The organism is Rhodopseudomonas parapalustris (genome assembly GCF_053772255.1).
Genome location: NZ_JAMKBZ010000005.1, coordinates 60,956 through 82,099 on the forward strand (window position 1 = coordinate 60,956; position 21,144 = coordinate 82,099).

Genomic DNA, 21,144 nt, shown 5'->3' on the forward strand with positions numbered 1-21,144 from the left:
CCCCGGCCGCGGCTCAGGTCGCGACCTGCGTCAGCCATGCGGCCAGCGCGACGCCGCCGATCGCCAGAGCCACCAGCACCACCGCGCTCGGCCAGGTCCGCCGCCCGCCGAACGCCACCGCATAGGCGGCCTTCAGCACGTTGTTGGAAGAAGCCGCGATCAGCACCGCGATCACCACCGCATGTTCGCCGATGCCGGCGGTGCCGCCCTGCGCCAGGTTGAGCACGAAGGGGTCGATGTCGGAGAAGCCGACGATCGCCGCCAGCCAGTAAATACCCTGCGTGCCGAATTCGGTTTTCACCCAGGTCGAGGCCAGCGAGATCGCCACGAACAGCACCGCGAACACGGCGGCGGCGCCGAGTTCGAGCGGGTTGCCGCGCTCCGACGGCTGGGTGGCTTCGCCGGCCGGCGCCTTGACGATCAGGTATTGCACTGCTGCGATCGCCAGGGCGACCGCGGCGAGGCCCAGCATCGGTGCCGCCAGCGCGTGCGCCAGCGCCATGTTGAACACCGCGATCACCACCAGGATGCGCAGATACATGATGCCGGTGGCGAGCGTGATCCCGGCCGTCGCCTGACGGCGGAACGTCTCGCTGACGGCAGCCTGCCGCGCCAGCACCACGGTGGTGGCGGTCGAGGAATACAGCCCGCCGAGCCCGGCCATCCACAGCCCCTGCGCGGCGCGCTGCCAATAGCGCTGTGCCAGATAGCTCGCATAGGACAGCGCCGACACCAGCGTCAGCGATAGCCACACCTGCCGCGGCGTGATGCTGGTGAGCGAAGTCACCGGCTCGGCCGGCAGCAGCGGCAGCACCACACCGCTGAGGATCAGGAATTGCGCCGCCGTGGTGATCTCGCGGGTGTCGACCTTGCGCACCAGCCGGTGCAGCCAGTCGCGCCCCGTCAGCAGCATCACGGCCGCCACCGTCACGCCCACGGCGACCCAATGCGGCAACGCGAGCGCGATCGCGCCAAGCAGGTAGGCGTGGATGTTGAGCAGTAGCACCACCAGCCCGGCATTGCGTTCGCCCTGGTCGTCACGCTCGCGCAAATGCACCGTGTAGAAGATCGACAGCCAGACGCCGAGCACCAGCAGTCCGCCGGTGAAAGCGATCAGATGCGCCGGATCGAGCCAGTACAGCATACCGCCGCCGAGCGACAGCAGCGGGAAGGTTCGGACGCCGCCGGGGCGCGCAGATTTGCGCTGCTCGAAGAAATCCTCGAACGCGAAGCCGAGAAAGAAACTCAGCAGCAACAACAGCGCCAAGCTGTGAACGGAAGGTGTAGCGATCGTCGGCATCGGCAAGGGCCGCTCCTGCGCGGAACGGGTTCGGCGCGGAGGACGGCCGCGACGCCGGCGCGCGAACCGAGCCGGCCCGGAACTCTAGCAGGCGGTGCGGGGCGGGAGAAGTGATGTCGAGATGCTGCGGCGGACGTGGAAGAGCCCCGCCCGGCGGGGGAACGGGACGGGGCTCTCCGATCCGGCCGCATCGGTTGCGTCCGGACCCACGTTCAAGCGATTTGCGCATCCACCTGAACGATCAGATTGCAGCGGCCGCGAAATCGGCCGTACCGGCTCGGTGTTGTTGAGGCAATGCCGGCGCTTGCCCGATGTTCCTTGCCCGGATGTCGCACCGGCCGTGATTTTCGCGGTGCAGGGAACCTGGAGCCGGCCGGGGCGTCATCAGCCGCCGGTATCGTTCCTTGCCAGCGTCCGCTACCAATTCGCTCTGCGATTCGATCGTGATCGCTTCCCTCCGCCGGAGACCATCTGCCATGACAATCACCACTGCCCACATTCCAGCCATCGTTGCGCTGATCGCCGGTATCCTGATTCTGGTCATGCCGCGGCTGCTGAACTTCATCGTCGCGCTGTATCTGATCTGCGTTGGATTGATCGGCCTCGGAGCATTGCGTTTCTTGCATCTTTAGTCGTCTTAGGTTCCGCCGCCTTGCTTGCGACTGCCAAAACGTGGTCTAAAGCGCCCGTTTTCTGTTTCTCTTTCGCGGACCGTTGAGAGCCATGGCCAAAGCCGCTTCGAAGAAGAAGACCGCCCTGAAATCCAAGTCTTCCGGGACTGTGCGTGGAAAGGGCGCTGCCGCGTCGAGTGCACGCAAGGCAGTGGCGAAGAGCCCGCCGAAGCCGGCCAAGAAGGCTGTTAGCAAGCCGGCCGCCAAGCCCGCCGCAAAGGCACCCGCGAAGTCGAAAGCAGTGACCAAGCCGGCCGCCAAGACCGCAACCAAAGCCGCGGTGACCAAGGCCGCCGCGAAGCCCGCGACCAAGCCGGCCGCGAAGGCCGTTGCCAAGCCCGCCAAGAAGGCCGCGGCGAAAGCAGCCGCCGCGCCGAAGGCCGGAAAGTGGGTCTACACGTTCGGCGACGGCAAGGCCGAAGGCCGCGCCAACATGCGCGATCTGCTCGGCGGCAAGGGCGCCAACCTCGCCGAGATGGCCAATCTCGGCCTGCCGGTGCCTCCGGGCTTCACCATCCCGACGTCGGTCTGCACCTACTTCTACGCCAACGGCAAAACCTATCCGAAGGAGCTGCAGGTTCAGCTCGAGCGCGCGCTCGATCATGTCGGCAAGCTCACGGGCAAGAAGTTCGGCGACGCCAAAAACCCGCTCTTGGTGTCGGTCCGCTCCGGCGCCCGCGCCTCGATGCCGGGCATGATGGACACCGTCCTCAATCTCGGCCTCAATGACGAGACCGTCGAGGCGCTGGCGGAGAAGTCCGGCGATCGGCGCTTCGCCTATGACAGCTATCGCCGCTTCATCACGATGTATTCCGATGTGGTGCTCGGTTTCGAGCATCATCACTTCGAGGAGATCCTCGACGCCTACAAAGACGCCAAGGGCTTCACCCTCGACACCGATCTCGATGCCGACGACTGGGTTGAACTGGTCGGCCAGTACAAGGACGCGGTGGCGCGCGAGACCGGCGAAGACTTCCCGCAGGAGCCGCATGCGCAGCTTTGGGGCGCGATCGGCGCGGTGTTCTCATCGTGGATGAACGCCCGCGCGGTGACCTACCGCCGCCTGCACGACATTCCCGAGTCCTGGGGCACCGCCGTCAACGTCCAGGCGATGGTGTTCGGCAACATGGGTGAGACGTCGGCGACCGGCGTCGCCTTCACCCGCAATCCGTCGACCGGCGAAAGCCGGCTGTACGGCGAATTCCTGATCAACGCGCAAGGCGAGGACGTCGTCGCCGGCATCCGCACCCCGCAGGACATCACCGAGCATGCCCGCATCGAGTCCGGCTCCGACAAGCCGTCGATGGAAATGGCGATGCCCGATGCGTTCAAGGAGCTGACGCGGATCTACACCCTGCTGGAAAAGCACTACCGCGACATGCAGGACATGGAGTTCACGATCGAGCAGGGCAAGCTGTGGATGCTGCAGACCCGCGGCGGCAAGCGCACCGCCAAGGCGGCGCTCCGAATCGCGGTCGAGCTCGCCAACGAAGGCCTGATCAATCGTAAGGACGCCGTGACCCGGATCGAGCCGGGTTCGCTCGATCAGCTCCTGCATCCGACCATCGACCCCAATGCCAAGCGCGACGTCATCGCCACCGGCCTGCCGGCCTCGCCCGGCGCCGCCTCGGGTGAGATCGTGTTCTCGTCGGACGAAGCCGCCAAGCTGCACGCCGACGGCCGCAAGGTGATCCTGGTCCGGATCGAGACCAGCCCCGAAGACATCCACGGCATGCACGCTTCGGAAGGCATCCTCACCACCCGCGGCGGCATGACCTCGCACGCCGCCGTGGTGGCGCGCGGCATGGGCAAGCCCTGCGTCTCCGGCTGCGGCACGATCCGCGTCGATTACGGCCGCGGCACGATGATGATCGGCTCGCGCACCTTCAAGGCCGGCGACATCATCACCATCGACGGCGGCAACGGTCAGGTGCTGGCCGGCAAGATGCCGATGATCGAACCGGAACTGTCCGGCGACTTCAACACGCTGATGAGCTGGGCCGACGAAGTCCGCAAGCTCAAGGTGCGCGTCAACGCCGACACTCCGGCCGACGCCCGCACGTCGATCAAGTTCGGCGCCGAGGGCATCGGCCTGTGCCGCACCGAGCACATGTTCTTCGAAGAGACCCGCATCCGCACCGTGCGCGAGATGATCCTCGCCGAAGACGAGCAGTCGCGCCGCGCCGCGCTCGCCAAGCTGCTGCCGATGCAGCGCGCCGATTTCGTCGAGCTGTTCGAGATCATGAAGGGCCTGCCGGTGACGGTGCGCCTGCTCGATCCGCCGCTGCACGAATTCCTGCCGCACACCCAGGCGGAGATCGAGGAAGTGGCGCGGGCGATGAACGCCGATCCGCGCCGGCTCGCCGACCGCGCCCGCGAGCTCGCCGAGTTCAACCCGATGCTCGGCTTCCGCGGCTGCCGTCTGGCGGTCGCCTATCCGGAGATCGCCGAGATGCAGGCCCGCGCGATCTTCGAGGCCGCTGTCGAGGCCGAGAAGCGCACCGGCGAGCAGGTCGGCCTCGAAGTGATGGTGCCGCTGATCGCGACCCGCGCCGAGTTCGAGCTGGTCAAGGCCCGGATCGACGCCACCGCGCAGGCGGTGAACCGCGATACCGGCAGCGACCTGAAGTACCAGGTCGGCACCATGATCGAACTGCCGCGCGCCTGCCTGATGGCCGGCGACATTGCCGAGAGCGCCGAGTTCTTCTCGTTCGGAACCAACGATCTGACGCAGACGACGTTCGGCATCAGCCGCGACGACGCCGCCAGCTTCCTCGGCACCTACATCGAGAAGGGCATCTTCACGGTCGATCCGTTCGTCTCGGTGGACCGCGACGGCGTCGGCGAGCTGGTCCGAATCGGCGTCGAGCGCGGTCGCAAGACGCGCTCCAGCCTCAAGGTCGGCATCTGCGGCGAACACGGCGGCGATCCGGCGTCGGTGGCGTTCTGCCACGAGATCGGCCTGAACTACGTGTCGTGCTCGCCGTACCGCGTGCCGATCGCGCGGCTCGCCGCGGCGCAGGCCGCGCTCGGCAAGGGGATCGCCAGCCAGGCATAACCGCGCTTCGTACCATCGACCACGAACTTCGAACGGCCGGGCTTCGTCCCGGCCGTTGCTGTTTCGGGCCGTGTGGTATCGGTGCGCCGCCGCGATCGCAACGTCTCGTTAACGACGTCTCACAACGCGATCTTAACCAACTCCGTGAAGCTCCGATTCACTACGCCCGCAACCGGTTCCACGAACTAACAGCTTGCCGTTGCGTGTTGCGCGCGTGCATCTGTCATTAACGCACGGGCAACTTTAATCGGATAACAACGGAAACGATCAACTTGTCCGAAACCGTCGGACTTGATCGCGAGTAAGCGTTGCGTGAGCGTATCGATGTCAGTCATGCGTAACCGGTCGAAGGGCGCACGGATTGCGTCCTTCGGCCTCGGGGTCTGTGTCTTCGCGGCGCTGCCCAATGAAATCGGACACCAGGATATCGCGTCGCTGCTGGTTCGGCAGACCGGCGTCACCGAGCGCTGGCAGAAGCGGATGTTCGCCTCTTCGCTCGGTTCCGTTCAGGTCGCGACGTTCTCGTTCGGCCGGCCGATCGGCACCTGGGCGCCGCAGCTCGGCGCTACGCGACTCGTCAGCATCGAAGGGCGCAGCGGCGGTCTGGCTACGACCCGCAACCCGCTGCTGGATGCGCCGTCGCGCTATCAAGCCTCTGACTATCCGAAGGTCGACCGCACCCTGAAGGGGGATCGCCTGGCGCTCGCCAAACCGGAACAGACTCCGCATCTGGAAGTCGCTCCGGAGTCCGACGATGCAGGATCGCAGACGCCGAACGTGACCGGCGCCAAGACCAGTGAGCAACTCCCGGATACCGAACCGAACGTGGCGGTCTTCGCGGCCGACGCCGCACCCGCGCTCGATCCCGAGCTCGCCGAGGCGCTGCAGTCGGAACCATTGCCGCAATACGACGGCTCGCTACCGCCGGATGCGCAGCAGCATGCGTCCCAGCCCGCCGCGGCTGCGACGCGGCGCGATCCGTTCGCGTTCAAGACTGTCAGCCTGTTCTTCGGCACCGGCTCGCTCGGTGGCATGGAAGAGACGCTGGAGCAGTGGCAGCCCGGCCAAGAGCCGATCATCGTCTCGCCGAATGCCGCCGATCCGGACATGAAATCGCCGCAGGTGGCGTCGGTCGATCCGACCGCATCCGGCGAGACCATCGCCGGCAAGGGCCAGGTCAATTCCGATCATCACGTCAAGACCCCGGCCGAACGCCTCGGCCTCGTCGCAGGTTCGCAGCTCTGGGCCAAGCACGAGAAGTGCCTGGCGGAGGCGGTTTATTTCGAATCCCGCGGCGAGAAGGTGCGCGGCCAGATCGCGGTGGCGCAGGTGGTGCTGAACCGCGCGTTCTCCGGCTTCTACCCCAGCAACGTCTGCGGTGTCGTGTATCAGAACAAGAACCGCCGCTACGCCTGCCAGTTCACCTTCGCCTGCGACAACGTCGCCGACGTGGTCCGCGAACCGGAGATGTGGGATCGCGCCCGCAAGATCGCCCGCGCGATGCTCGACGGTAAGCTGTGGCTGCCCGAGGTCGGCAAGTCGACTCATTACCACGCGTACTGGGTGCGGCCGTCGTGGGTCCACGAGATGAAGAAGATGTACAAATTCGGCGTACACACCTTCTATCGTCCGCGCGCCTGGGGCGACGGCAGCGATGCCCCGAGCTGGGGCAGCGCGGCCGAAACCGCCTCGATCTCCGCCCGGCTCGCCGAAGCCGCCAAGAGTTCGGCCGAGATTCAAGCCAAGGGCAATTAATCCGCGCGGTGCCGGCGTCCGCCAAGCCGGACGGTCCGGCCGGCGGCTGTTGTCACTTGATCGGCGTGGCTCGTGGTCAGGCGCTGAGATCCGTCTGCCGTTCCGACGACGACGGCGATGACTGATAAGATGTTGCGCCCTGCGCCGAGGTGCGCTGGCCCGCCTCAACCATCGCGGCGAACGCAGCGTCGAGTTGCTCCCGGCTGTAGGTCGAAGACGTACTCTCGCGCGGCTTCCATTGCGACTGCGTGATCGCCGTGGATGCCTTCTCGATCGTCCCGCCGAGCCGCTTGGCGTAGTTCTCCGCTCGCCATTGTGCGAGATTCGGACCGAGCAACCCGGGTGGGTCCTGCAGGTCGCCGACTGCGCCCGCGGCGCGGTTGGACATTTCCGAGACCCCGCTGTTGTAGACGGTCGCGACCACCTTTCCGTCGACCTTGATCTGGGCGTAGGTATTCTCGGGTGCGTTGTCCGCAGGGCCGGCCGGTGGGTCGTTTGCGCGCTGCATCGTCAGCCAGGCCGTTGCCAGCATGTCGCGCAGCTCCGGAACATCCAACGCCGAGATCGGTGTTCCTCCGGTCAAACGTTTGACCTGCGAGACGTCGATCTGAAATCCGCCTGCATCGCTGCTGGATGTCGTCGTCGCCGCGTTGTCGGATGCCGTCGTGCTACGCGTCGAACCGGTGACTGCCGAGGGGCGCGCATAGGCCGAATTCTGGCCGACTCCCGTTGTGATCATCACCTGTCCTCGCGGTCTTCCCGTAAATGCCTCAAAAGATACGAGGCAAGTTCCGGGCCGCCGAGGAACGTTGAAAGTGCGAGCCTTTTTGATCGAGAAAGCGCGACCGGCCGGCAATTCCCGCCGTGCGCGGCAGAAATTTCCGAACGCCCGTCGCGCTGAGGCTGCTACGCGTCGATGTCCAGCGCCACGTCGAAGTTCGGTGCCGAGTGCGTCAGCGCACCGGAAGAAGCGTAGTCGACGCCGGTGGCGGCGATGCTGCTGATCGACTCGCGGGTGACACCGCCGGAGGCTTCGAGCACGACGCGGCCGGCACTCATCGCCACCGCCTGCTTCAAGGTGTCGAGATTCATGTTGTCGAGCAGCACGACGTCGGCGAGGCCGGTATCCAGCACCTCGCGGAGCTGATCGAGGGTGTCGACTTCGATTTCGATCTTGACCAGATGGCCGATCTTGGCGCGCGCCGCTTCCAGCACCGGGCGGATGCCGCCTGCGACCGCGATGTGATTGTCCTTGATCAGGATGGCGTCGTCGAGACCGAAACGGTGATTGAAGCCGCCGCCGCAACGCACCGCGTATTTCTCCAGCGCCCGCAGTCCGGGTGTGGTCTTGCGGGTGCAGCAGATCCGCATCTTGCTACCAGCGGTGTGGCGGACGTAATCGGCGGTCAGCGTCGCGATGCCCGACAGTCGGCCGACGAAATTCAGCGCGGTGCGCTCGCCGGTCAGCACGGCGCGGGCCGGGCCGGAGATCGTTAGCACCTGAATACCCGCCGCCACCGTGTCGCCGTCGCGCACATGCGCGGTGATGGCGACTTCGGCCGAGAGTTGCCGGAAGGTTTCGATCGCCAGCGGCAGCCCGGCGATCACGCCTGCTTGGCGCGCGACCAGGATCGCATGCGCCTGAGTCGCTTCCGGAATCGTTGCGATCGAGGTGACGTCGCCGGCGCGGCCGAGATCCTCGTCGAGCGCGCGGCGCACCGCGTCGGTAATCGCCAATGGCGACAGGAATGCATCGGGATGCAGCAGCGCAGACGGCAACATGAAAGGTGGTCCTGATCAGGCGAGCGCGGATTGCGCAGAGAGGCGAGGCGAGGGCGCGGCACCGCCTCCGAGCGCCGCGGCACGTTCGCGCGCCTCGGCGAGCGAGGTGGTCGTGCGCGTCGCCTGTGCCGGGTTCTCGGCCGGATAATCGGCGCGATAGTGCGCGCCGCGGCTTTCGGTGCGCGCCAGCGCCGCAGTGGCGACCAACAGCGCGGTGGTCGCCATATTGGCGAGCGTCGTCGAGGTCGTTTCGGCCTCCAGCGCCGCGAAGGTCCGTACCGCTTCGGCCAGCCCGTCGCGGTCGCGGATCACCCCGACCTTGCCGGCCATGGTCTGCCGCAGCAGCAGCTCCTGCGCCGGATCGATCAGCGTGGTGCCCGGTTCATGCGTCTCGAGGCGCGATTTGGTGGCGGAGAGCTCGGTGCCGGCGATGTCCTCGGCGATCCGCGCCGCATACACCACCGCTTCCAGCAGCGAGTTCGAGGCGAGCCGGTTGGCACCATGTGCGCCGGTGCAGGAGACCTCGCCTGCGGCCCACAGCCCACGCAGCGAGCTGCGGCCGTTCACGTCCACCGCGATGCCGCCCATGTGGTAGTGCGCTGCCGGCGCGATCGGAATCGGCTGTGTGGCCGGATCGATGCCGGCCGATATGCAGCTCTCGTACACGGTCGGGAAATGTTCGGCGAAATGCGCGCCGAGCGCCTTGGTGGCATCGAGATAAGCGCCCCGCCCGGAAGCCACTTCGGCGAACACGCCGCGGGCGACGATGTCGCGCGGCGCCAGCTCGGCGAGCGGATGCGCGGCCAGCATGAAGCGCTCGCCCTGGCGGTTGACCAGAATAGCGCCTTCGCCGCGCAGCGCCTCGGTGGCGAGCGGGGCGGGATCGCGGCCAACCATGATTGCGGTCGGATGGAATTGTACGAATTCCGGATCGGCGATCCGCGCGCCGGCCCGGGCCGCGATCGCCAGCCCGACGCCGCGGGCCTCGATCGGATTGGTGGTGACCGCATAGAGATGGCCGATGCCGCCGGTGGCCAGCACCACGGCGCGGGCCGGGATGTGCATCGGCGTGCCGGCGGCGTGGCCGACCTTGCGCAGCCGCAATCCGGCGACCGCATCGTCGTGCATCAGCAGCCCGTCGGCGAACCAGCCTTCGATCACCTTGATCGACGGCGTGGCGCGCACGGTCTCGGTCAGCGCGCGGATGATCGCCTGGCCGGCCATGTCGCCGCGGACGTGGACGATGCGCCGCGCCGAATGCGCTGCTTCGCGCGCCACCGCCAGCCGGCCTTCGAGGTCGCGGTCGAACGGCACGCCGTAGCTGAGCAGATCGTGGATGCGCGCGGCCGCCTCGCCGGCGAGGCGATGCGCCACCGCCTCGTCGACCAGACCGGCGCCGACCGCGATGGTGTCGGCCGCGTGCGATTCGGCGCTGTCGCCTTCGCCGACCGCGGCGGCGATGCCGCCTTGAGCCCAGGCGGTGGAGGCGCCTTCGCCGAGCGGCGCGGCGCTGATCACCGTCACCGGACGCGGCGCCAGCTTCAGCGCACAGAACAGGCCGGCGAGACCGCCGCCGACGATGACGACGTCACCATGGACGCCAAGATGTGCGAACTCGGGCGTGCTGCTCATGCGGCGATCCAACTCTCACGCGACTGTCCGCGAACGCCTTCGATGCACAGCGATGGCGGCACGGACGCCGCCATTCGTCGCGAGCCGCGAGGCTCAGTTGTTCAGGTTGATCATCCGCTCCACCGAGCGCCGGGCCGGCGCGATGATGGCGGGATCGACCGTCACTTCCTCACGCAGATACACCAGGCTGTCGAGGATCTTCGCCAGCGTGATCCGCTTCATGTGCGGGCACAGATTGCACGGCCGCACCATTTCGACGTCGCGTAGCTCGGCCTGGACGTTGTCGGCCATCGAGCACTCGGTGATCATCACCACGCGCTTGGGGTGCTTGGTCTTGACCCAGTCGATCATGTGCGCGGTCGAGCCGGTGAAGTCGGCTTCGGCCAGCACGTCCGGCGGGCATTCCGGATGAGCGATGATCTTCACGCTCGGATCGGCCTCGCGATAGACGCGCAGCTCGTCACCGGTGAAGCGCTCGTGCACTTCGCAGGCCCCCTTCCAGGCAATGATCTTCACCTTGGTCTGGGAGGCGACGTACTTCGCCAGATACTGATCCGGAACCATGATCACGCGGTCGACGCCGAGGCTTTCCACGACCCGCACGGCGTTGGACGAAGTGCAGCAGATGTCGACCTCGGCCTTCACGTCCGCGGACGTGTTGACGTAAGCCACGACCGGCACGCCGGGGAATTTTTCGCGCAGCAGACGGACGTCCGCGCCGGTGATCGACGAGGCGAGCGAGCAGCCGGCGCGAGAATCCGGGATCAGCACGCGCTTCTCCGGGTTCAGGATCTTCGAGGTCTCGGCCATGAAGTGCACGCCGCACTGCACGATGGTCGAAGCCTTCACCTTGGTGGCTTCGATCGCGAGCTGCAGCGAGTCGCCGACGATGTCGGCGACACAGTGGAAGATTTCCGGCGTCTGGTAGTTGTGCGCCAGGATCACGGCGTCGCGCTCGCGCTTCAGCTCGTTGATCGCCTTGATGTAGGGCGCCATGAACGGCCATTCGACCGGCGGGATGACGTTCTGCACCTTCGCATACAGATGCGCGGTCGCAGCCTCGACTTCCGGTGTCCAATCGAGCGACGGCATCGGCAGGGCGCGCGCTTTCTCCGCAACGCTCAGCGGGGCGCGGGACAGCGCACCCTGGCGCGCGTGCGGCGGCAGGCCGAAATTCTCGGGGCCATAGAGTTCAGCAAGCGGCATCGACGCCTCCCCTGGGTACGCGACCCGGTATATACTCAGTTTGAGCATATGCCGGGCTTGAGAAATCCGGCCACAAAGGGCCGGCATCCTTCCATCCGCTGCGCTTTGAACCGCTTCCTCGAGCTTCCTGCGCCAGCGCGCCCGCTTCCGGAACTCAAGAGGAAACGACTTATCCTCATTAAGAGCAAATCTAATATAACACGCACAGTCGGGTTCCGCCAGAGGCCGGAAGAGCTAAATCGTCACAGCAGGGTCACGCAATTGCATCGCTGCGGCGCACCGTGACCTTTACAGGCGGCCATCTGGTTCTCTAACTCACGTCGGCACTGACAACCACAATTCAAGGGGAGTGGAATGGCGACGTTCAAGGCAATCAGGATCGACAAGGCCGAGAAAGGCACGACGGCAGCGCTGACCCAGTTCGACGAAGCCGAGCTGATGGATGGCGATGTCACCGTGGCGGTCGAATGGTCGACCCTGAACTACAAGGACGGTCTCGCCGTCACCGGCAAGGCGCCTGTGGTGCGCCGCTTCCCGATGATCGCCGGCATCGATTTCGCCGGCACTGTCCTGGAATCTAGCCATCCCGACTGGAAGGCCGGCGACAAGGTGGTCTGCAACGGCTGGGGCATGGGCGAAACCCATCTCGGCGCCTATGCGGAGAAAGCCCGCGTCAAAGGCGACTGGCTGGTGCGCTTGCCGCAATCCTTGAGCGCGCGCGACGCGATGGCGATCGGCACCGCCGGCTACACCGCGATGCTGAGCGTGCTGGCGCTGGAGAAGCACGGCCTGACCCCGAAGGACGGTCCGGTGGTCGTCACCGGCGCGGCCGGCGGCGTCGGTTCGGTGGCGATCGCGCTGCTCTCCAAGCTCGGCTATCAGGTCATCGCGTCGACCGGCCGTGCGTCCGAAGAGGCTTACTTGCGCCAGCTCGGCGCCGCCGAGATCATCGACCGCAACGAATTGTCCGGCCCGGCCAAGCCGCTGGCGAAAGAACGCTGGGCCGGTGGTATCGACAGCGTTGGTTCGACCACGCTGGCCAATCTGTTGTCGATGACCAAGTATCGCGGCGCCATCGCGGCCTGCGGGCTTGCCGCCGGCATGGACCTGCCCAGCTCAGTCGCCCCGTTCATTTTGCGCGGAGTGTGTCTTTACGGCATCGACTCGGTGATGTGCCCGCTGCCCGAGCGCAAGCGCGCCTGGGAGCGGCTCGCCACCGACCTCGATCCGGCGAAACTTGCGGAAATCACGCAGGAAATCAGCCTCGACCAGGTCATCGAAGCCGGCGCCAAGGTGCTGGCCGGCCAGGTCCGCGGCCGCATCGTGGTGAAAATTACGTAGGGGATCGGTTACTTCGTTCAGACTTTACCAACCAAGCTGCGCCATTCTTGCCTCAGTTTGTATGGTAAGGATCGGGTTAAACGAGTTCCACCCGCTCCCAGTAGGAGTACAGGCATGTTTGCGCGTTTCGTATTCGGCACCGTAATCTCAGGTGCTGTAGTCCTTCCGGCGATGGCCGGTTCGATGAATGCGGACGAGGCGCGTAAATTTGTCGCCAACAAGGTGTTCGCCTTCACCTGCTTCGATGGAACACGCGGCGCAGGCCGCGTGTTCGACGACGGCGGCGCGGCCGGCCAAGTCCAGTTCTCCGGCTCCGGCCCCAACCGCTTCATGCGCCTGCCGGGCAACACGCTGCAGGTCCGCGGCGAGTCGATCTGCGCGTCGATCAAAGGCATTCCGTTCGAGCCCTGCTTCAACCTCACCAAGACGAGCGAGCGTAGCTTCCGGGGCTCGGTGTCGGGCATGGGCTTTGCGTATTGCGACTTCCGCCATTCCGGCCGGATCCAGCTCGCCCGCGCGATCTCGCATTCGCATTCCCACCCGCGGTCGCTGCACGCGCCCGGCGTGCAGCAGCGCGCCGAAGTCACCGCCAGCGTGCCGGTGCCGCGCGTCGAGTCGGCCCGGCTCGATCCGCCCAAGGTGGACAACGCCAAGGCCGAGAACGCCAAGGCCGAAACCGCCAAGGTCGAAGCCGCATCCGAGCTTCGCCGCTCGACGGACTAAATGACACCGCCTGCCGCCCGCATCACGTTTCAGAAGCCCCCGGCCATGTCACGCCGATCGCTGCGAGCCGGTCCAATGCGCGGCCGAGTTCAGCGCGCGTCTGTGCTGCTGTCAGGCTGATCCGGATCCGCGCCGGCGCCTCGCGAGTGACTGCGAAGGTCGCGGCCGAGACGACCTCGATACCGACAGCTCGGCACGCTGCCACCGGGTCCGCCATCTCCGGCGGCACCGCGAGCCACGCGTGCGGCGACGGCGTCGAATTGCTCGTTCCACCATTCGGCAGAATTCTGCGGGCGAGCCGGTGGCGAACACCCACCTCGTCGCGCTGCCATTCGGCGCGGCGCAGCGCGGTGCCGTCTTCCATCCATCGGCAGGCGATCTCCGCCATCAAGGGCGCCAATGGCCAGAGTGTCGTCTGCGGCTCGGCCGCGACGGCGCGCGCGACCGGTCCGGCCCCCGCAACTAATCCGAAGCGCAGGCCGGCGGCGACCGACTTCGAGAAACTCGTGACCAGTGTGCAGCGGTTCGGCAGCAGCGTTGCCAAAGGCGGCGTTGCTGCCAGCGTGCCGTAAATATCGTCTTCGATGATCTGCAGATCGCGCCGCTCCGCGATCTCGGCCAGCTCGGCACGCCGTGCCTCGCTCATGGTCGCACCCGTGGGATTCTGCAGCGCAGGAACCAGAACGACGACGCGCGCCGATGTCGCCCGCGCGGCGCGGTCGAGCGCCTCCGGCAAGATTCCCTGCGCGTCCATCGCGACGCCATGCAGCGGCACACCGAGCTGGCGAGCCAATGCCTTGATACCAGGGAAGGTCATCTCCTCGACCAGCACCGGTTCGCCGGCAGTGCAGACTGCGAGTAGCACCGCGAGCAGTGCCTGATGCGCGCCTGCCGTCGGCACGATGTCGGTAGGACGCAATTCGAGACCGCGCGCGGCGACCCAGCTCGCTGCGGTGGCGCGGGTGCGGGTGATCAGCGCTGGAGTCAAATAGTCGAGCGCGGCGCCCAATCCTCCATCGCGTGCGATGTCTGCCAGGGCCAGATCCAGATCGGTCGTCGACGAATCGATTGCCGGAACGTTGGTGGAGAGATCAATGAAGCGGAGAGCGGAGTCATCGATTTGGGCCTTCAACGCGAACAGAACGGCTTCGCGACTCTCGGACAGCACATAGGTGCCGCGGCCGACCTCGCCGGAGATCAGATGTCTCCGGGTCGCTTCGGCGTAAGCGCGCGACACCGTGCTGACATTGACCTCGAGGCGCCAGGCGAGCTCACGATGGGTGGGGAGCCGGTCTCCCGGCCGCAACACGCCGGTCGCGATCGCCTCGGCCAGAGCCTCGACGATGGCGACGTAGCGCACGGGATGTCTGCCGGTAATGTCGGGTATCCACATTGTTTGCCAGACAATGTTTCGATTGACCCGCACAATGCGTCTGCAGATGATGCAAATCAACCTCTGGTCGTGTTGTTAGTTCGGCCAAGAGGGACGCGTGGTGCGAGCAGATAAGCAAGAGGTCGCATGGTAACATCCCGGCCGTGTTCCTCATGAAAATCGATGCGCCGCGTTCGAGGTGTGTTCAGGGCTAGTCCCGGTCTGATCCGCCTCTGATACCAACGATCCAAACGCAACGAGATCCGGAGCGCGATTGAATCTCCGGCGGTGGCCGCGCTGCGCGCGACATCGCCAGAGCACGGCTGTCGCGTGGGCTCACCCGATCGCCCATACTGTTTGTCCGCAACCGAGGTGCCATGACCATCGTCCCCACGATCAAGCTCTTTGAAACCGATGCCTATGTTCGGGAGCTGGAGACGACGATCGTCGACCAGTCCGATACTGGCGTGTGTCTCGAGAAGACGATCTTCTATGCGGAGAGTGGCGGCCAGCCGGGTGATATCGGCGAATTGCTCCTGGACGGCGGCGAGCCGCTGCTCGTCGCCGATACGCAATATATCCCCGGCCGTCTCCGTATTGCTCATGTCCTGGCGACGCCGCCTGACCGGAGCCTGATCGGTGCCAAGGTGCTGGCCCGGATCGATTGGGAGAGGCGATACCGGCTGATGCGTCTCCACACCGCTCTGCACTTGTTGTGCAGTCTCGTCGATGCGCCGGTGACGGGATGCGCGATCTATCCCGACTACGCGCGTCTCGATTTCGATATCGAGGCGCCGCTCGATCGTCAGCTATTGACGGACCGGCTCAATGCGCTGGTCGGCAACGACCTGCCGGTCGAGATTCAGCACCTGAGCGCCGACGAGATGTCGGCCATGCCGTCGCTGGTACGAACGGTTCAGGCTACGCCGCCGCAGACTGGAAGGCAGCTTCGATTGGTGAGCATAGGCGACATCGACCGGCAGCCGTGTGGCGGCACTCATGTGGAATCGACCGGCGAGATTGCAGGCCTCGCTGTGACCAGCGTCGAGAAGAAGGGACGCCGCAACAGGCGCGTCAAGATCGCCCTTGCGGCTTCAACCGAGCCCTCGACCGCCGGCTGAGGTCAGTTGTCACTCGGTCGATTCGGCGACGACTCCGTCGACGGCGGAGGCTGAGATGGCGCAGTCGCCGCCGCTGTGCCGCGCGTCCGGAACAGAATGCGTTGATACAGCCAGCCGATCGCCACCAGCACCACGCCGAGGCCCATGAACGATAGCGCGCGGTACACGCCGGTCAGCGTCGACATGTCGATCAGGAAGGCTTTGCAGATCGTCAGCCCGATCACCAACGCCGACGCCAGCCGCGCGCGTTGCGAGTCGAACACAAGACCGGCGCCGAGCAGCAGCACGCCGCAGCCGAGCCAGGCCAGCGAGTAGGTGTACTGTTCGGCGTCGCTCGGGTCGCCGAGCGACAGCACCGGGCCTTGATACAGCCGCCGGATTTCCAGCGTCACGTAAGCGAGCCCCATGATCAGCGCCAATGCTGCGAAGCCGTTGGCGTAGGCCGGGCGCCGCACGCCCGCCACCGCGTAGGACAACAGCAGCGCCAGCACGGCCGGCAGCGCATAGCCGAGCAGCAGGCTGTTGATCACAACGCCACCGATATAGTTCGACCAGAACGCCGGGTTCTCCAGCAGCAACAGGCCGAACACGCTGCCCAGCGCCGCGAAGATCGCCAGCACGATCGCGGCGACGTTGTGCACCGGGCTGTGGCTGCGCAGCCGCAGCCGTTCGAGGCCGATCGCCATCGCCAGCGTGACGCAGACCTGCAGCGCGACCTCGGTCAATCCCGCGTTGTCGCGATAGACATCGCCGCCGTTGACGGCGTGGCGGATCTCCATGAACGCCAGCAGCACGGTGAACAGGATCGCCGCCGATTCCACCATGCGGAGCGGCTTGTCGTCGCCGCGCCGGCGCATCCAGATGCTGGCGAGCCAGAACGAGGCCGCCGGCACGCCGTAGCCCCACAGCAGCCAGTTGAACACCGGCGTGGTGCCGACCGCGTCGCCGACGATCCTTGGTTCATAGCCGATCCGCGCCACCACGATGCCGGCGAGGATCGCGGTGAGCCAGCGCAGGAACGGGATCGGGCGCTGCAGCGAGATCCACGCGGTCGCCGCAGCCATCAGCGCCAGCGCGATGGTGAGCCAACCCTTCTCCAGCGCAAAGGTCAGCGCCAGCGCCAAGGCGCCGAGCGTTCCGGTCGCGAACAGCGCGATCGAAATCTGCAGCCCGGGCCGGTTGTGGCGTTTGCTCAGCCGTTCGGTCGCCAGACCGAACACAGCCGCGAGCACAACGGCGACGATCGTGAACGGAATCGAGCGATCGAGATGTGCGATCCGCGCGTACAGCGCGATCACCAGCGCCAGCGGTGCGAACACTCCCGAGGCCGCCCAGATCACCGGTACACCGGCGTTCGGCGAACGGCCTTGCGCCAGGATGCCGAAGCCTGCAAAGCCGAGGCCGAACACGGCGGCGGCGATCAGATGGGTGGTCACTGCGCCTGCAAGCGGATCGGCGCCGATGCCCGGCAGCGCGCCGCCCGGCAGCACCAGCAGGTCGGGATTGCTGCGCACCACCCAGGACAGGAACACTAGGCCGACCAGAGCTGCAGCGGCTCCGACCGCGGCGGTCGCGGCTGCCGCGCGCCAGGCGATGGCGAGCGTCGCGGCAATCAGCACCGCAAACACCAGCAGCGCCGCATCGCTGTGCGCGCTGGCGACGACGATCAGCGCGGCGCCGAGCAGATAGGTCGCGAGCGCTGCCGACGAGACCGGTTCGATCCGGCCCGGCTCGATCGACGGTCCGAACATCAGGCCGCACACCACCAGCAGCGCGGCGAGCACGAAGCCGGTCACGACATGGAACGCATGCGGGGCAACCAGTGTCTCCAGGCCTTCGAGACCGGGCAGCGTCCACAGCAGCGCAAGTCCGACCGTCGTCACCGCCAGCCATCGCCACAGCCGGATGCGCGCAAGCCCGAACGAGGCGGCGGTCACGACGGCGAGATAGATGTACAGCGCCCAGTAATCGGGCTCGCCCGACGACACCAGCACCGGCGTCGCGAAGCCGGCGACGACGCCGAGCCCGGCGAGCGCCGGCCCGTGCAGCAGCGCTGCGGCCATCGTGCCAAGTGCGACGAGGCCGAGCAGGATGAAGGCGGTCGCGGGGACGAGGAAATCATACAGCGCGTAGGCCGCATACACGGTCGCGAACGCCACCGCGGTGCCGGCTGCGGTGAGGATCGCCGGAATGTTGGCGATCGGCAGCGCGGCGAGTTGCGCCACGCTTTCCTTGCGGCGGGTCCATTCGCCGGCGATCAGCAGCGCCAGTGCGAACAGGCCGCCGAGCAGCACGCGCACGCCGGGGCCGAGCAAGCCCTGCTCGATCGAGTAGCGCACCATGAAGAAGCCGCCGAGCGCCAGCGTCAGGCCGCCGACCCACACCACCCAACGTGTGCCGATCCGCTCCTCGAAGCCGGGCTTCTCTGGCTCGGGCGCTGTCGCGACCGGCGTCATTTTGGGCGGAGACGGTTGGGCTGCAGCGATCGTTGCAGCAAGCTCCGGCACCGGCTCGACATCCGGGGCCAGCGGCGCCTCGTTGACTGCGGCAGGCGGAGCCTTGGCGGCCTGCGGTGCTGCCGGGAGCGGTTGTCCAGCCGCAAGGGCATCGAGCCGGGCGCGCAGCTCGCGGATCTGGGTCTGTCCCTTGCGGGCGGTCACCAAGGCGACGACGGCGATCGCGAAAGCGAGTAGTTCGAACATCCAACCTCCAGGCGAGCGGCCCGGACGGTGGGGCGTTTCGCGTTGACCTTATTACCGCCGGCCGCGCACGCGCAGGCCGGGGGCGGGGCGTTCCTGCAGCACCTCGCGGCGGAAGCGGAACAGCGCGGCGGGACGCCCGCCGGTTCGTGTCGACATCTCGCCGGTCGGTTCGACCAGCGCGCCGGCTTCCACCAGGCGGCGGAAATTCTGCTTGTGCAAATGCCGGCCGGAGATCGCTTCGACGGTATGCTGCAATTCGGTGAGTGTGAACTCGGGGGGAAGAAGTTCGAAGACCACCGGGCGGTATTTCAGCTTGGCGCGCAGCCGCGCGATCGCGGTCGCGAGGATGCGGCGGTGATCGAACCGCATCGCCATGCCGAGCATCGGCATCTTGCTGCGCGACAGCGCCGCCGGGCGGCCGTCGCGGCGCGCCTCCTCGATCAGCCCCGCCTCGTACAATAGCTCGTAGCGGTCGAGCACGCGCTCCTCGTCCCACGGCGCCCCGTCGATCCCGAAGAACAGCCGGACGCGATCCTTGCGCGCCAGCGCCCGCGCCGTATCCGGCTCCTCGGCCTGCGCCGCCCAGGCGGTGAGTTCTGGGATGATGTCGCGCGCGATGATCGCGGGCTGCTGCTCGCGCCAGTCTTCCCACGGGAAGAACCGGTACCACGGCTCGAAGGTGGCGCCGGCTGCGCGTGCGGCGTTGTCGGCGGCGCGGGTCAGCGCCAGATAGCCGATCGAGGCGACGTGGACCTCGGTGTCGCCGAGCCGCGCGTGACGGCCGCGGTCGCCGAAGGTGTAGAGCTGCTCGACATAGCCGAGCCGCAGCCCGGTCTGCTCCTCCACCCAGGCCCGCAGACCGATTTCGAGGGTGCGGTGGGTGATGGCGTCGAACGGGCCGTAGGGCAGGCCGGCACCGCCGCTGCCGCCTGAGGCGGTCAGGATCATCGGCTCGTTGGCCTCGATCGCGACGATCGCCGCGGTCAGCCCGATCTCGATCGGGACCGTCGCCTTCTCGCTGACCTCGCTCATTCGAGGTCGACGCGGAACGGCACGCCCTCGATGCTGAGGTCGCCGGGCCCGATCGCCTCGAGAGCGCGCAGCATCCGTCCCTCCCGCCCCAGCGCCCGATCGGCGAGCGCCACGATCAGCCGATTCGGCGACGCGCAGGGCGAGGCGTGGCGGATCTGACGGGCGATCGTCACCTCGTCGCGGAGCGGATTGAGCGCGCAAGCGGCGGCGAACGCGCTGGCGGTGGAGCGGCTGATCCCGGCGTAGCAGTGCACCACCAGCGGGGCCGAGCGGTCCCAGCCCCGGACGAAATCGAGCACCTGGGTGATGTGAGCGAGATTCGGCGCGTTGAAGCCGTCCATCACCTCGGTGATGTCGTCCATCTCGATGCGCAGATGGTTGGCCTCCAGCACCGAGGCTGGACGCTGCACCTGGCCGACATTGGCCATCACCGAGAGCACATGGCTGGCCTCGGTCGCCGCAACGGTCGGATGCAAGGCTGCGAGCGAGCAGACGTGAATCATGGGCCTTTCCGAAGTTGGCGCAATCCTAATCCTGCGCCGCGGGCGGTGAAAGCGCGATGACGGCCTCAGTCCTGGAGGCTCTGGAACCGGGCCAGCAGCCGCTTTTCGGCCTTTCCGGCCGACCACGGCGTCAGATAGTCCTCGACCATCGCCTCCGGCAGCCCCGGATCGTTGCCGAACAGCCGCTTGGCCTCGGCCTTGGTGAAGCCGGCGAGATGGGTCGCTTCGAGGTAGGCGGAGCCGCGGTCGGCGGCCTTGATCTGGCGTTCGATCGCGTCCTCGAGCACCGCCGGCAGGCCGAAGCGGATGTGGATCGCGCCCAGCAGGCGCTTTTCCACCCGCTTGTAGGATTCGCCGATCACCGCCTTGAATGGCGAGATCATGTCGCCGATCACGTATTCCGGGGCGTCGTGGAGGAGGGCCGCGAGACGCAGCTTGGCGTCGATCCGCGGGTTCTTCTCGCGCATCACCGCCTCGACCAGCAGCGTGTGCTGCGCCACCGAGAAAATATGCGCGCCCGAGGTCTGGCCGTTCCACCGCGCCACCCGGGCAAGGCCGTGGGCGATGTCGGCGAATTCGACGTCGAGCGGCGAGGGATCGAGCAGGTCGAGTCTGCGGCCGGACAGCATCCGCTGCCAGACGCGGGGCGAAGCTTGCGGCGATTTCTTCGGCGAAGACGGCATGAGGATTCGAAACGAGACAACTTGAGCGGACGCGCCGCGGCGGCGGCGATGTGACCGCCATATAGGCAGCCTTGCCCGAACTAAGCCACCGTGTCGGCCCAGTTCTGCACGATCTTGAGAGTACGATTGATGTCCTTGTGCTGGTGGGCGTATTGCACCAATGGGGACGACACGATGGGGAGATTGGATCGCTGTGATGGGGAGCGGTTGCGGGGCAGTGACGCGGATGAACAGTCCGCAGCTGCGATGGCGCCGCGGGATCT

16 protein-coding genes are annotated in these 21,144 nt (G+C 66.7%); 6 read left to right on the forward strand and 10 right to left on the reverse strand.

All coding sequences use genetic code 11. From position 1 onward, the window contains the following. Positions 1-13: 13 nt before the first annotated feature. Positions 14-1,300 (reverse strand): MgtC/SapB family protein, encoded by a 1,287-nt coding sequence (locus tag M9H71_RS06515; protein WP_455404405.1) that lies wholly within the window; start codon positions 1,298-1,300, stop codon positions 14-16. Positions 1,301-1,776: 476 nt separating this feature from the next. Between M9H71_RS06515 and M9H71_RS06520 the strand changes: the two genes are divergently transcribed. From M9H71_RS06520 to M9H71_RS06530, 3 genes are all read left to right on the forward strand, one after another. Continuing rightward, on the forward strand, positions 1,777-1,932 hold the full coding sequence (locus M9H71_RS06520; protein WP_110787967.1) for a DUF3096 domain-containing protein: 156 nt from the start codon (positions 1,777-1,779) through the stop codon (positions 1,930-1,932). A gap of 91 nt (positions 1,933-2,023) precedes the next feature. After that, a complete protein-coding gene (gene ppdK, locus M9H71_RS06525) occupies positions 2,024-5,029 on the forward strand; it encodes a pyruvate, phosphate dikinase (RefSeq protein WP_455404255.1) in 3,006 nt (1,001 codons plus the stop codon). A 324-nt stretch (positions 5,030-5,353) separates the two neighbouring features. Continuing rightward, a complete protein-coding gene (locus M9H71_RS06530) occupies positions 5,354-6,784 on the forward strand; it encodes a cell wall hydrolase (RefSeq protein WP_455404256.1) in 1,431 nt (476 codons plus the stop codon). Positions 6,785-6,860: 76 nt separating this feature from the next. Here the strand turns inward: M9H71_RS06530 and M9H71_RS06535 are convergent, their stop codons facing one another. The 4 genes from M9H71_RS06535 to nadA all read right to left on the reverse strand — a co-directional run bounded on the left by M9H71_RS06535 (position 6,861) and on the right by nadA (position 11,404). Further along, the gene (locus M9H71_RS06535; protein WP_455404257.1) at positions 6,861-7,523 is read right to left on the reverse strand and encodes a hypothetical protein; all 663 of its coding nucleotides are present in this window, start codon (positions 7,521-7,523) and stop codon (positions 6,861-6,863) included. 167 nt (positions 7,524-7,690) lie between these two features. Next, positions 7,691-8,566 (reverse strand): carboxylating nicotinate-nucleotide diphosphorylase, encoded by an 876-nt coding sequence (gene nadC / locus M9H71_RS06540; protein WP_415219622.1) that lies wholly within the window; start codon positions 8,564-8,566, stop codon positions 7,691-7,693. 15 nt (positions 8,567-8,581) lie between these two features. Continuing rightward, a complete protein-coding gene (locus tag M9H71_RS06545) occupies positions 8,582-10,198 on the reverse strand; it encodes an L-aspartate oxidase (RefSeq protein WP_455404258.1) in 1,617 nt (538 codons plus the stop codon). Between the two features lie 93 nt (positions 10,199-10,291). Continuing rightward, positions 10,292-11,404: a quinolinate synthase NadA gene (gene nadA, locus M9H71_RS06550; protein ID WP_455404259.1), complete on the reverse strand. Its 1,113-nt coding sequence runs from the start codon at positions 11,402-11,404 to the stop codon at positions 10,292-10,294. 354 nt (positions 11,405-11,758) lie between these two features. Between nadA and acuI the strand changes: the two genes are divergently transcribed. Together acuI and M9H71_RS06560 are read left to right on the forward strand one after the other, a co-directional pair. Next, positions 11,759-12,745 (forward strand): acrylyl-CoA reductase (NADPH), encoded by a 987-nt coding sequence (gene acuI, locus M9H71_RS06555; RefSeq protein ID WP_455404260.1) that lies wholly within the window; start codon positions 11,759-11,761, stop codon positions 12,743-12,745. Between the two features lie 114 nt (positions 12,746-12,859). Beyond that, positions 12,860-13,468 carry a hypothetical protein gene (locus M9H71_RS06560; protein ID WP_455404261.1) on the forward strand — a complete coding sequence of 203 codons (609 nt, stop codon included), beginning with the start codon at positions 12,860-12,862 and terminating at the stop codon, positions 13,466-13,468. 22 nt (positions 13,469-13,490) lie between these two features. Here M9H71_RS06560 and M9H71_RS06565 read toward each other — a convergent pair whose 3' ends face one another. Further along, positions 13,491-14,828, reverse strand: coding sequence for an aminotransferase-like domain-containing protein (locus M9H71_RS06565; RefSeq protein WP_455404262.1), 1,338 nt, complete (start codon positions 14,826-14,828; stop codon positions 13,491-13,493). A gap of 389 nt (positions 14,829-15,217) precedes the next feature. Here M9H71_RS06565 and M9H71_RS06570 point away from each other — a divergent pair, with 389 nt between their 5' ends. Then, complete coding sequence (locus M9H71_RS06570; protein ID WP_455404263.1) at positions 15,218-15,961, forward strand: alanyl-tRNA editing protein; 744 nt, start codon at positions 15,218-15,220, stop codon at positions 15,959-15,961. Positions 15,962-15,963: 2 nt separating this feature from the next. On the opposite strand, the gene M9H71_RS06575 is transcribed toward M9H71_RS06570, so the two are convergent. The 4 genes from M9H71_RS06575 to M9H71_RS06590 form a co-directional block, all read right to left on the reverse strand. Next, positions 15,964-18,663, reverse strand: coding sequence for a DUF2339 domain-containing protein (locus M9H71_RS06575; RefSeq protein ID WP_455404264.1), 2,700 nt, complete (start codon positions 18,661-18,663; stop codon positions 15,964-15,966). Positions 18,664-18,714: 51 nt separating this feature from the next. Beyond that, positions 18,715-19,695 carry an NUDIX hydrolase gene (locus M9H71_RS06580; RefSeq protein WP_455404265.1) on the reverse strand — a complete coding sequence of 327 codons (981 nt, stop codon included), beginning with the start codon at positions 19,693-19,695 and terminating at the stop codon, positions 18,715-18,717. Then, complete coding sequence (locus tag M9H71_RS06585; protein ID WP_455404266.1) at positions 19,692-20,198, reverse strand: tyrosine phosphatase family protein; 507 nt, start codon at positions 20,196-20,198, stop codon at positions 19,692-19,694. The genes M9H71_RS06580 and M9H71_RS06585 overlap by 4 nt, the downstream gene beginning before the upstream one ends. A gap of 65 nt (positions 20,199-20,263) precedes the next feature. Continuing rightward, on the reverse strand, positions 20,264-20,881 hold the full coding sequence (locus M9H71_RS06590; RefSeq protein ID WP_455404267.1) for a YfbR-like 5'-deoxynucleotidase: 618 nt from the start codon (positions 20,879-20,881) through the stop codon (positions 20,264-20,266). Positions 20,882-21,144 lie beyond the last annotated feature (263 nt).

What these genes read in the sequence shown, in the direction of transcription:
- M9H71_RS06575 (WP_455404264.1), bottom strand. Translation starts at nt 18,663, where the DNA reads ATGTTCGAACTACTCGCTTTCGCGATCGCCGTCGTCGCCTTGGTGACC.
- M9H71_RS06590 (WP_455404267.1), bottom strand. Translation starts at nt 20,881, where the DNA reads ATGCCGTCTTCGCCGAAGAAATCGCCGCAAGCTTCGCCCCGCGTCTGG.
- M9H71_RS06520 (WP_110787967.1), top strand. Translation starts at nt 1,777, where the DNA reads ATGACAATCACCACTGCCCACATTCCAGCCATCGTTGCGCTGATCGCC.
- acuI (WP_455404260.1), top strand. Translation starts at nt 11,759, where the DNA reads ATGGCGACGTTCAAGGCAATCAGGATCGACAAGGCCGAGAAAGGCACG.
- M9H71_RS06530 (WP_455404256.1), top strand. Translation starts at nt 5,354, where the DNA reads ATGTCAGTCATGCGTAACCGGTCGAAGGGCGCACGGATTGCGTCCTTC.
- M9H71_RS06560 (WP_455404261.1), top strand. Translation starts at nt 12,860, where the DNA reads ATGTTTGCGCGTTTCGTATTCGGCACCGTAATCTCAGGTGCTGTAGTC.
- M9H71_RS06580 (WP_455404265.1), bottom strand. Translation starts at nt 19,695, where the DNA reads ATGAGCGAGGTCAGCGAGAAGGCGACGGTCCCGATCGAGATCGGGCTG.
- M9H71_RS06585 (WP_455404266.1), bottom strand. Translation starts at nt 20,198, where the DNA reads ATGATTCACGTCTGCTCGCTCGCAGCCTTGCATCCGACCGTTGCGGCG.
- M9H71_RS06545 (WP_455404258.1), bottom strand. Translation starts at nt 10,198, where the DNA reads ATGAGCAGCACGCCCGAGTTCGCACATCTTGGCGTCCATGGTGACGTC.
- nadA (WP_455404259.1), bottom strand. Translation starts at nt 11,404, where the DNA reads ATGCCGCTTGCTGAACTCTATGGCCCCGAGAATTTCGGCCTGCCGCCG.
- ppdK (WP_455404255.1), top strand. Translation starts at nt 2,024, where the DNA reads ATGGCCAAAGCCGCTTCGAAGAAGAAGACCGCCCTGAAATCCAAGTCT.
- M9H71_RS06570 (WP_455404263.1), top strand. Translation starts at nt 15,218, where the DNA reads ATGACCATCGTCCCCACGATCAAGCTCTTTGAAACCGATGCCTATGTT.
- nadC (WP_415219622.1), bottom strand. Translation starts at nt 8,566, where the DNA reads ATGTTGCCGTCTGCGCTGCTGCATCCCGATGCATTCCTGTCGCCATTG.
- M9H71_RS06535 (WP_455404257.1), bottom strand. Translation starts at nt 7,523, where the DNA reads ATGATCACAACGGGAGTCGGCCAGAATTCGGCCTATGCGCGCCCCTCG.
- M9H71_RS06515 (WP_455404405.1), bottom strand. Translation starts at nt 1,300, where the DNA reads ATGCCGACGATCGCTACACCTTCCGTTCACAGCTTGGCGCTGTTGTTG.